2 protein-coding genes are annotated in these 1,449 nt (G+C 40.2%); both read left to right on the forward strand.

The features are described 5' to 3' along the window. The first annotated feature begins 22 nt into the window (after window positions 1-22). Window positions 23-1,018, forward strand: a complete 996-nt coding sequence (pdhA, locus tag AC1DPQ_RS27580) for a pyruvate dehydrogenase (acetyl-transferring) E1 component subunit alpha (RefSeq protein ID WP_029274973.1) — start codon at window positions 23-25, stop codon at window positions 1,016-1,018. Between the two features lie 30 nt (window positions 1,019-1,048). Then, on the forward strand, window positions 1,049-1,449 hold a 401-nt coding region (locus AC1DPQ_RS27585), incomplete at its 3' end, for a biotin/lipoyl-containing protein (protein ID WP_477611541.1).

Here is a 1,449-nt window from a genome sequence, read left to right on the forward strand (position 1 = left end):
CGCAAAAAACAAATACCCTAAAATGAGTGCAGTAGAAATAAATAAAGATACCTGGTTAAAGTGGTTTGAGTCGATGTTGCTTATGCGCAAATTCGAAGAAAAAACTGGCCAGTTATACGGACAACAAAAAATACGTGGCTTTTGTCATTTATACATTGGACAAGAAGCTGTAGTTGCAGGTGCAATATCTGCAATGCAAAAAGGTGATTCAATGATTACAACATACCGTGATCATGCTCATGCCTTAGCTTTAGGAGTTAGTGCTGATAGTATTATGGCAGAAATGTACGGTAAAGCTACAGGTTGCTCTAAAGGTAAAGGTGGTTCAATGCACATGTTCAGTAAAGAGCATAACTTCTACGGTGGTCATGCAATTGTTGGCGGTCAGATTCCATTAGGTGCTGGCGTTGCTTTTGCAGAAAAATACAAAGGAACTGACAATGTTAACATTTGTTATATGGGCGATGGTGCTGTGCGCCAGGGTGCATTAAACGAAACTTTTAACATGGCCATGCTTTGGAAATTGCCTGTTATTTTTGTTTGCGAAAACAACGGTTATGCAATGGGTACCTCAGTACAACGTACCACTAACATGACCGATATTTATAAAATAGGTTTAGGTTTTGATATGCCATGTGCGCCAGTTGATGGTATGGATCCGGTTGCTGTTCACAATGCAATGGACGAAGCGATCCAACGTGCACGTAAAGGTGAAGGACCTACTTTCTTAGAAATGAGAACTTACCGTTACCGTGGTCACTCGATGTCAGATCCGGCAAAATACCGTACCAAAGAAGAATTAGAAGATTATAAAGCAAAAGATCCAGTTGAGCATGCAAGAGAAACGATTCTTAAAGAAAAGTATGCAGACCAAGCCTGGATTGAAGAAGTGGAAGCTAAAGTAAAGGCAATTGTAGATCAGGCAGTAAAATTTGCTGAAGAATCTCCTTGGCCTGATGCATCAGAATTATACAAAGATGTATATATGCAACAGGACTACCCTTACGTAATGGACTAATATTAATAAGATTTCAATTAATTAGATATAATGGCTGATGTAATTAAAATGCCCAAAATGAGCGACACCATGACCGAAGGGGTTTTGGCGAAGTGGCATAAAAAAGTGGGCGATAAAGTGAAAAGCGGCGATGTTTTGGCAGAAGTAGAAACTGACAAAGCAACAATGGATATGGAATCTTATTGGGATGGAACTCTTTTATACGTAGGTGTAGAAGAAGGAACAGCTGTTCCCGTTGATGCAATCATGGCCGTTATTGGTAAAGAAGGCGAAGATTATAAAGCAGCATTAGAAGCTGAAAAAGGCGCAGAAGCTCCAAAAGCTGAAGAGAAAAAAGAAGAAGCTGCACCAGCTCAGGGTGGTGGCTTAAGCGAAGAAGAATTAGCAGCAAAAGGTGTTACGGTTATCCGCATGCCTTTATTAAGCGATAC

This window comes from Pedobacter sp. 01T416_2, from assembly GCF_056398925.1.